This window comes from Phenylobacterium sp., assembly GCF_036263695.1.
GTDB lineage: Bacteria > Pseudomonadota > Alphaproteobacteria > Caulobacterales > Caulobacteraceae > Phenylobacterium.
The window spans coordinates 1-7819 of record NZ_DATAGM010000074.1; the positions used below are offsets into that span (position 1 = coordinate 1).

9 protein-coding genes are annotated in these 7819 nt (G+C 70.5%); 6 read left to right on the forward strand and 3 right to left on the reverse strand.

From position 1 onward, the window contains the following. On the forward strand, positions 1 to 922 hold a 922-nt coding region (locus VHK87_RS02765; RefSeq protein WP_329633370.1), incomplete at its 5' end, for a hypothetical protein. A 51-nt stretch (positions 923 to 973) separates the two neighbouring features. Here VHK87_RS02765 and VHK87_RS02770 read toward each other — a convergent pair. After that, entirely contained in the window at positions 974 to 2173 is a 1200-nt protein-coding gene (locus tag VHK87_RS02770) for a DUF1343 domain-containing protein (RefSeq protein ID WP_329633371.1), read from the reverse strand. Beyond that, on the reverse strand, positions 2170 to 2712 hold the full coding sequence (locus tag VHK87_RS02775) for a DOMON-like domain-containing protein (protein ID WP_329633372.1): 543 nt from the start codon (positions 2710 to 2712) through the stop codon (positions 2170 to 2172). The genes VHK87_RS02770 and VHK87_RS02775 overlap by 4 nt, the downstream gene beginning before the upstream one ends. A 105-nt stretch (positions 2713 to 2817) precedes the next feature. Here VHK87_RS02775 and VHK87_RS02780 point away from each other — a divergent pair, with 105 nt between their 5' ends. The 3 genes from VHK87_RS02780 (at position 2818) to VHK87_RS02790 (ending at position 5181) form a co-directional block, all read left to right on the forward strand. Continuing rightward, entirely contained in the window at positions 2818 to 3822 is a 1005-nt protein-coding gene (locus tag VHK87_RS02780) for a phosphotransferase (RefSeq protein WP_329633373.1), read from the forward strand. Between the two features lie 28 nt (positions 3823 to 3850). Continuing rightward, entirely contained in the window at positions 3851 to 4282 is a 432-nt protein-coding gene (locus VHK87_RS02785; RefSeq protein ID WP_329633374.1) for a helix-turn-helix domain-containing protein, read from the forward strand. Positions 4283 to 4584: 302 nt separating this feature from the next. After that, on the forward strand, positions 4585 to 5181 hold the full coding sequence (locus VHK87_RS02790) for a hypothetical protein (protein WP_329633375.1): 597 nt from the start codon (positions 4585 to 4587) through the stop codon (positions 5179 to 5181). Here VHK87_RS02790 and VHK87_RS02795 read toward each other — a convergent pair. Beyond that, positions 5178 to 6332 (reverse strand): acyl-CoA dehydrogenase family protein, encoded by a 1155-nt coding sequence (locus VHK87_RS02795; protein WP_329633376.1) that lies wholly within the window; start codon positions 6330 to 6332, stop codon positions 5178 to 5180. The genes VHK87_RS02790 and VHK87_RS02795 overlap by 4 nt on opposite strands. A gap of 82 nt (positions 6333 to 6414) precedes the next feature. Between VHK87_RS02795 and VHK87_RS02800 the strand changes: the two genes are divergently transcribed. After that, positions 6415 to 6939 (forward strand): MaoC family dehydratase, encoded by a 525-nt coding sequence (locus VHK87_RS02800; RefSeq protein ID WP_329633377.1) that lies wholly within the window; start codon positions 6415 to 6417, stop codon positions 6937 to 6939. A 62-nt stretch (positions 6940 to 7001) separates the two neighbouring features. Continuing rightward, positions 7002 to 7819 (forward strand): alpha/beta hydrolase (locus tag VHK87_RS02805; protein WP_329633378.1); only part of this gene is annotated, 818 nt, incomplete at its 3' end.

The following is a 7819-nucleotide window of genomic DNA, read 5'->3' on the forward strand; positions in this document are numbered from 1 at the left end:
CGCCCGCTCGCGCCTGACGCCCTGGCCCGAGGGCCTGGGCGACGTGCGCGGCGCGCTGGAGGCCGCCGCCGACGAGACGCTGGCCGCCTTCGACGGCCTGGGCGCGGCCTTCGACGAGGGCGACCTGCGCCACGGCTTCCGTGCCTTGCGCCACCTCTCCCTCGCCCAGGAAGCGCTCTATCGCCTCGCCACCCTGCCGCCCGTCAGCCGCTACTTCATCGAACCGGCCCGCCGCGCGGACGGCGATCTGCTCACCCGCCTGTCCGCCGCCGGCGCGCCGGAAGGCGCCGGTGTCCTGCACTTCGACAACAGCCGGGACGAGAGGGGCGGCTTCTCCGTCTACGTGCCGGAGTACTACGACGCCGGGCGCGAATGGCCGGTGGTGGTGGCCCTGCACGGCGGCAACGGGCATGGCCGCGCCTTCCTGTGGAGCTGGCTGCGGGACGCCCGCAGCCAGGGGGCCATCCTGATCGCCCCCACCTCGGTCGGCCCCACCTGGGCCCTCTCCGGCCCCGACGAGGACACGCCGAACCTGGACCGCATCCTGGCCTTCGCCGCCGAGCGCTGGTCGATCGACACCTCTCGCCTGCTGCTCACCGGCATGAGCGACGGCGGCACTTTCTCCTATGTGACGGGTCTCGAAGGCAGCTCGCCCTTCACGCACCTGGCGCCCGTGGCGGCCTCGTTCCACCCGATGCTCGCCGAGTTCGCGGACCGCGAGCGCCTCCGCAACCTGCCGATCCGCATCGTCCACGGCGCGCTGGACTGGATGTTCCCCATCGAGGTCGCCCGCAGCGCCTTCCAGGCTCTCTCGATGGCCGGCGCCGACGTCAGCCTCACCGAACTCGCCGACCTCAGCCACACCTACCCGCAGGAGCAGAACCCCGGGCTGCTGGAGTGGCTGGCCGCGGAGCGGGGCTGACCTCCTATCTCTCCTGCGAAGCGGCGGGAGTTAGGAGCGGAAACGCGGACCTCAATAGATCAGGTACCGCCGCCGTTCTTCTTCCCAGGCGGCCTCGTCGGGCCTGGTCAGGGCGTCGAGGTCGGCCGGCGCCGCGTCCGGATCGTCCACCCACTCGCGCAGCAACGGCGAGCCGTTGATGACGTCGATGGGCAGCTTGCCGATCTCGTACTCGTAGGGGAAATCGCGCCAGATCTCGTAAGCAGGATAGAGCCGCCGCACCGCCTTGAAGCCCAGCGCCTGTACCCGCCAGGGCCGGAAGGCGGCGTGGTCGTAGTCGGGGTCCTCGGTGTGGATCTGCACCCCGTGGCAGAGCTTGCCCACATGCTTGTGGAAGGTCGGCTCGAACCAGCAGTCGCGCAGCTTGCAACCGGCCAGCCACTCAGGCGCCAGCGCCCGCATCTCGGCGATCACGGCCTTGGCGTCGATGTCCGGCGCGCCGAACAGCTCCAGGGGCCGGGTGGTCCCGCGGCCTTCCGACAGAGTCGCGCCCTCCAGCATCACCGTACCGGCGTAGGCGCGGGCCATCCACAGGTTGGGCGCATTGGGGCTGGGGTTGACCCAGGTCCGCTCGCCGAGCGGCCAGCCGTAGCCGGGGCCCTCGTCCGGCCGCCAGCCCTCCATTTCGATGACCCGGTATTCGACATCGAGCTTCAAGAGGTCGATGAACCAGTGCCCGAGCTCGCCCAGGGTCAGGCCGTGGCGCATGGGCATGGGCCCGGCGCCCACGAAGCTCTCCCAGCCTTCGCGCAGCGTCAGCCCCTCCACCGGCCGGCCGGCCGGGTTCGGCCGATCCAGCACCCAGACCGCCTTGCCGTGCTTGGCCGCCGCCTCCAGCACGTACCGCAGCGTGGTGATGAAGGTGTAGATCCGGCAGCCGAGGTCCTGAAGGTCGACCAGCAGCACGTCCCAGGGCGCCATCATCGCGTCCGTCGGCCGGCGCACCTCGCCGTAGAGGCTGAACACCGGGATGCCGTGCGCCGGATCAGTGAAGTCCGGGCTCTCCACCATGTTGTCCTGCTTGTCGCCGCGCAGGCCGTGCTGCGGGCCGAAAGCGGCGGTGAGGTTCACGCCCGCCGCGGCCAGGGCGTCCAGCCCGTGCTCCAGGTCGCGGGTCACCGAGGCCGGATGGGCCAGGTAGGCCACCCTGCGTCCGGCGAGCGGGGCGCGGAGGGCGGGGTCGGACAGCAGTCGATCGAGGCCGAATCTCATGGGGTGAGAGCTTCGGGAAGATCGCGCGCGAAGCAATCGGGATGATGGAAATCGGCCTTGCCGGGCGGATGGGTCACAGCCCAGTAGGCCTTGGCTGCGTCCTGCCCCTCGATCACCGCCGATAGGCCCAGTCGCCAGGGTCCGTCCGCGAGGCCCGACATCAACAAGCTCACCTCGACCGTCAGCCGATCCGGGCGAGCGGTGGTGACGATGGTCGGCGCCGCCAGCGGCTCGAGCGGCCGCATGCCCTCCCGGTAGCCGCTGAAGGCGTAGGCCGCCCACTCCCCCGACGGGGCGAAGTTGAACTCGAAATAGCCCTCGCCGCCTGCCGGCCGCAGGAAGGCCTCGAAACAGGTGGTCTGCCACAGGCCGTCGGTCCGGGCTGGCGGACGCTCCGGTGGCCGGCGCAGCTCGGCGATCCGGCCGGTCACCTCGTAACGGAACGACAGCGCATCGTGCGCCGGCCGGGCGACGTCCACGGCGATCGTCTCGACGGCGGGACAGGGCCAGTCGGGGTGCGGTGTCAGGTCGGCGCGCATGGGTAGGAGCCTAGCAGCCGCCGCGAGAGTCGGATTGTTCCTTATTGATCCTGTTAATTCGACCACTACGGAACATTGTGGAATATTGGCGGCAGGAGATCGCCCATGCTCGACGTCATCCCCGAGAACCGGCGCGAGGAAGCCCGCCAGGCGCTCGCCGCCGCCTTCGGCCTGGACCGCATGCAGGACGTGCGTCCGGTCGTCGGCGGCGCCTCGGGCGCCCTCACCTATCGGGTGGAAGCCGGCGGGCGCGCCTACCTGATGCGGCTGGAGCCGCCGCGCGATGTGATGCGCGACCCCGACCGCGGCTACGCTTGCATGCGCATCGCCGCCGAGGCCGGGGTCGCCCCGCCCGTCCGTCACCTGGACCCGGCCTCGCGCGTCGCGATCGTGGACTTCATCGAAGCGCGGCCCATCGGCGCGTTCCCTGGCGGGCCCGCCGCCCTCGCCCGCGCCCAGGGCGAGCTGATCGCCCGGCTGCAGGCGACGGAGGTCTTCCCGCCGCTGCGCGACTATCCCGACCTGTTGGCGGGGATGCTCGCCTACCTGAAGACCTGCGGCCGCTACCGGCCCGAGCTGTTCGGCCCGCACGAGGCGGCGCTGGCGCAGATCCGCGAGGCCTACCCGTGGGACCCCGCCGCCCTGGTCTCCAGCCACAACGATCCGAACCCCGGCAACTTCATCTTCGACGGGGCGCGACTGTGGCTCGTCGACTGGGAGACCGCCTTCCGCAACGACCCGCTCGCAGACATCGCCATCCTGGTGGACCACCCCGCCGTCGCGCCGGATCAGGCGCAGGTCCTGGTGGAGGCCTGGCTGGGCCGGGCGCCGAATGCGGCCCTGCAGGCGAGGCTCACCCTGATGCGTCTGATGACCCGCCTCTACTACGGCGCCCTGATGCTGAGCGTCGGCGCGGCCGCGCATGATCCGGCGGACGACCTCTCCGCAATGAGCCCGGCCGAGCTGGAGGCCGCCGCCGCGGCGGGGCGGCTGAAGGTCGGCCCGCTGGAGACGCTGGTGACGGTCGGCAAGAGCGTGCTCGCGCGGTTCCTGACAGGCCTGTCGGAGCCCGGCGTCGACAAGGCGCTGGCCATCGCCCGCGCCGGCTGAGGCGACTCGCCGAAGCGGGCCTATAGTCATGGCCGAGATGGCCGAAGAGCTCTGCACCGTCGACTTCGCCGCCGAGCGGCTGAAGCTGCACCCCAAAACGGTGCTGCGCTTCATCCGGGAGGGTCGCCTGCCCGCGCGCCGAATCGGCAAGGCGTACCGCATCCGCAGGACCGACCTGGACGCCTTCGCTGGCGTCCCGCCGAGCGAGGCTCCGGCTCAGCGGCCCTCGGTGACCACCGTCGTCGACATCCCCGGCGTCGGCCCGGCGCTGGCGCAGAAGTGGGCGCGGACGGTGACGAACGCGCTGAACGCCAAGCCGATGGACGGCCCACTCCTGCGCGCCGATGTCGTCTACGACGAGCCCCGCGAGCACCTGAAGATCATCGTGGTCGGCCCGCCGGGAGATGTGGTCAACCTGATGAACCTGGTGCGAGTTTGGCTCGATCAGCTGGAGGTCTGAAGCTGCAATTGTGAACACAAGTGAGCCGGGCGCCGTTTGACAGGCCGGCCGGGACTCGGCGCAATAGCGCCATGGCCCTTCGCCTGACCTTCCGACGATTCCTGCATCATGGCGGGAGCCTGCTGGCAGGCTTCTAGCCCCGGGCCACGCCGGCGCGGCGGGTTCGGGGGGAACCAACCTTCGCCATTATTCTGCACCGAATGCGCCGCAGCCTCGTCTGTGGAGCTGATTCGTCGGGTCGAGTGCGTGATGCTTCCGTTGAGTTCTTTGCGCCTGCCTGCTCCCGCCGCCGGAGCCGCGGCATGAACGCGCCCGTCCAACGCGCCACCCGGCTGATCCCCGAGCTGTTGGACGACATCGCCCAGGACGCCCGCTGGCAGGCGCTGGACCTGGTCGCCCGGCGCGGCCGCGAGGCGGCTCCCAACCTGCTGCGCGGCCAGGCGGCCGACTACCATGGCTCGCCCCTCGCCCACGACCTGCTGCTGGGCCTGGCGCTCGACCAGGCTGCCGACGGCCTGGCCGCCACGACCGTGATCCAGCTCGTCGATCTCAACTTCCTGCTGCGGCCGCACGAGCTGCCCGCCGAGCGCTGCCGCGAAGTCCGAGCGGCGAGCGAGCGGCTAAGGGGCCCCACGCGCTGGAACGACGAGCTGGTCGCCCGTATCGAGCGCAACGCCGCCCAGCTGGAGCGGGTGCGCCTGCTGCGCGCGCACGCCCTGCTCAACGAGCGGTTCTGGTCCGACGCGCGGATCCCAGCCGACGACCAGGTCCGCGCCCGGATGCTCGCCTGCGCCCCCCATCTGCGCCAGCGGGCCGAGACCGCCGCCCGCCGGGCCGGCGGCTGGCGCGGCATGGCCGGGCGCCTCGGCCTGCCCAAGACCCTGTTCAGCTGGCTCTAGAACGACTTGGGTTGGCCCAGCACGTGGGTCGCCACGTGGCTGAGGATCAGGTTCGTGGAGATCGGCGCCACCTGGTAGAGCCGGGTCTCTCGGAACTTGCGCTCGATGTCGTACTCCTCGGCGAAGCCGAAGCCGCCGTGGGTCTGCAGGCACATGTCGGCGGCGAACCAGGAGGCCTCGGACGCCACCAGCTTGGCCATGTTGGCCTCGGTCCCGCAGGGCTCGCCTGCCTCGAACAGCTGGGCCGCCGCATCGACCATCAGGCTGGCGCTGGTCGCCTGGACGTAGGCTCTCGCCAGCGGGAACTGCACGCCCTGGTTCTCGCCGATCGGCCGGCCGAACACGACCCGTTCCTGGGCGTAGGCGCTCGCCCGGTCGATGAAGAAGCGCGCGTCGCCGATGCACTCGGCGGCGATCAGGATCCGCTCGGCGTTCATCCCGTCGAGGATGTAGCGGAAGCCCTTCCCCTCCTGGCCGATCAGGTTGCCGACCGGGACCTCCAGATCCTCGAAGAACAGCTCGGTGGTGGCGTGGTTGAGCATGGTGCGCACCGGCCGGATGGTCAGGCCCTTCCCCACCGCCTCGCGCATGTCCACCAACAGCACGCTCATGCCATCCGAAGGCTTGGCCGCCTCGTCTCTGGAGCTCGTCCGGCAGAGCAGCACCATCAGGTCGGAGTGCTCGGCCCGACTGATCCAGATCTTCCGGCCGTTGACCACATACCGGTCGCCCTCACGCCGGGCGAAGGTCGCGATCCGGGTAGTGTCCGTGCCGGCGTCCGGCTCGGTGACGCCGAAGGCCTGCAGCCGCAGCTCCCCTGAGGCGATCTTCGGCAGGTAGGCTTGCTTCTGGGCCTCGGTCCCGTGCCGCAACAGTGTGCCCATGGTGTACATCTGCGCGTGGCAGGCCGCCCCGTTGGCGCCGGAGCGGTGGATCTCCTCGAGCACCGCCACGGCGGCCCGCAGCCCCAGGCCCGAGCCGCCGTAGGCCTCCGGGATCAGCACCGACAGGAAGCCCGCCTCTGTGAGCGCCTTCACGAACGCCGTCGGATAGGCGCGATCCCGGTCCAGCTCGCGCCAATAGGCGCCGGGGAAGCGGGCGCAGAGGCGCCGCACCGCCTCGCGGATCTCCGGAAAGCTCTCGTCCGCCATCTGCCGCTCCTCGACTTTCACGCGATCTAGACGAGCGGGGCCGCTCAGGCCACAGGATCGCAGCCGAACCAGGGAGATCCAGATGGTGCAGGGTTGGAAGGAAGTCGGGCCGCAGCGTTACCGCGAGAGCTTCGGCCGCTACCTCGAGGACTTCACGGTCGGCGACGTCTACGAGCACCGCCCCGGCAAGACGGTGACCGAGTATGACAACCACCTCTTCACCCTGCTGACCCTCAACACCCACCCGCTGCACTTCGACGCCGAGTACGCCAAGGGCAGCGAGTTCGGCCGCAACCTGGTGGTCAGCCCCTACACCCTGGCGCTGATGATCGGCATGAGCGTCACCGACTGCTCGCAAAAGGCCATCGCCAACCTCGGCATGGACGAGGTGAAGTTCCCTGCCCCGGTGTTCGCCGGCGACACCCTCTACGCCGAGAGCGAGGTGCTGGACGTGCGCCCCTCGAAGTCGCGGCCCAATCAGGGGATCGTCACCATCCGCACCCTCGGCAAGAACCAGCGCGACGAGGTGGTCTGCAGCTTCAAGCGCTCGATCCTGATCCCCACCCGGGGCCACTCCGTCGAGGACCGGCCGGGCAGCCGCTACTGAGAACCCGCCGCGGCCGACGGCGTTCTGACACCCACCGGGCGGGGGGCTGAGGAGGCTCGCCCATGGTCAAGCACCGCACGCTGAAGCTCGACGGCTACGAGATCTTTTATCGCGAGGACGGCCCGCCGGACGCGCCCGCCGTCCTGCTGCCGCACGGCTACCCCTGCTCGTCCTACGAGTTCCGCAACTACATTCCGGCGCTGGCCGACCGCTGGCGGCTGGTGGCGCCGGACTTCCCCGGCTGCGGCTACAGCGACACGCCCCACGACTTCGCCTACGACTTCGACGGCTATGCCGCCTTCCTGGAGCGGTTCGCCGACGCGGTGGGCCTCGGCCGCTTCGCCCTCTACCTGCACGACTTCGGCTCGCAGATCGGGCTGCGGCTGGCGATCCGCCGGCCGGAGCGGATCGCGGCCCTGATCATCCAGAACGGCGACATCTACGAGGACGCGCTCGGCCCGAAATACGCGCCCCTGCAGGCATTCTTCCGCAATCCGACGCCGCAGCCGCGCGAGAAGCTCGGCGAGGCGGTCAGCCTGGAAGGCTTCAAGGAGGAATTCCTGAACGAGGTCGCCCCGCCCGAGGCCGAGGAGATCCAGCCGGACCTTTGGCATTTGCACTGGGCGCTGATGACCCCGCGCCGGCGCGAGATCGCCACGGACGTCATCGCCGGGCTGAAGGAAAACCTCGCCTGGTTCCCCCGCTATCAGGCCTACCTGCGCGAGCACCGCCCGCCGACCCTGATCCTCTGGGGCCCCAAGGACGGCTACATGCCCGAGCCCGCCGCCCGCGCCTACCTGCGCGACCTCCCGGACGCCGAACTGCACATCTTCGAGGACGCCGGTCACTGGCTGCTCGAGACCCATCTCGACGAGGCCGT

Excerpts from the sequence above, each read along its gene's own strand:
- VHK87_RS02775 (WP_329633372.1), bottom strand. The coding sequence starts at position 2,712 with ATGCGCGCCGACCTGACACCGCACCCCGACTGGCCCTGTCCCGCCGTC.
- VHK87_RS02795 (WP_329633376.1), bottom strand. The coding sequence starts at position 6,332 with ATGGCGGACGAGAGCTTTCCGGAGATCCGCGAGGCGGTGCGGCGCCTC.
- VHK87_RS02785 (WP_329633374.1), top strand. The coding sequence starts at position 3,851 with ATGGCCGAGATGGCCGAAGAGCTCTGCACCGTCGACTTCGCCGCCGAG.
- VHK87_RS02780 (WP_329633373.1), top strand. The coding sequence starts at position 2,818 with ATGCTCGACGTCATCCCCGAGAACCGGCGCGAGGAAGCCCGCCAGGCG.
- VHK87_RS02790 (WP_329633375.1), top strand. The coding sequence starts at position 4,585 with ATGAACGCGCCCGTCCAACGCGCCACCCGGCTGATCCCCGAGCTGTTG.
- VHK87_RS02800 (WP_329633377.1), top strand. The coding sequence starts at position 6,415 with ATGGTGCAGGGTTGGAAGGAAGTCGGGCCGCAGCGTTACCGCGAGAGC.
- VHK87_RS02770 (WP_329633371.1), bottom strand. The coding sequence starts at position 2,173 with ATGAGATTCGGCCTCGATCGACTGCTGTCCGACCCCGCCCTCCGCGCC.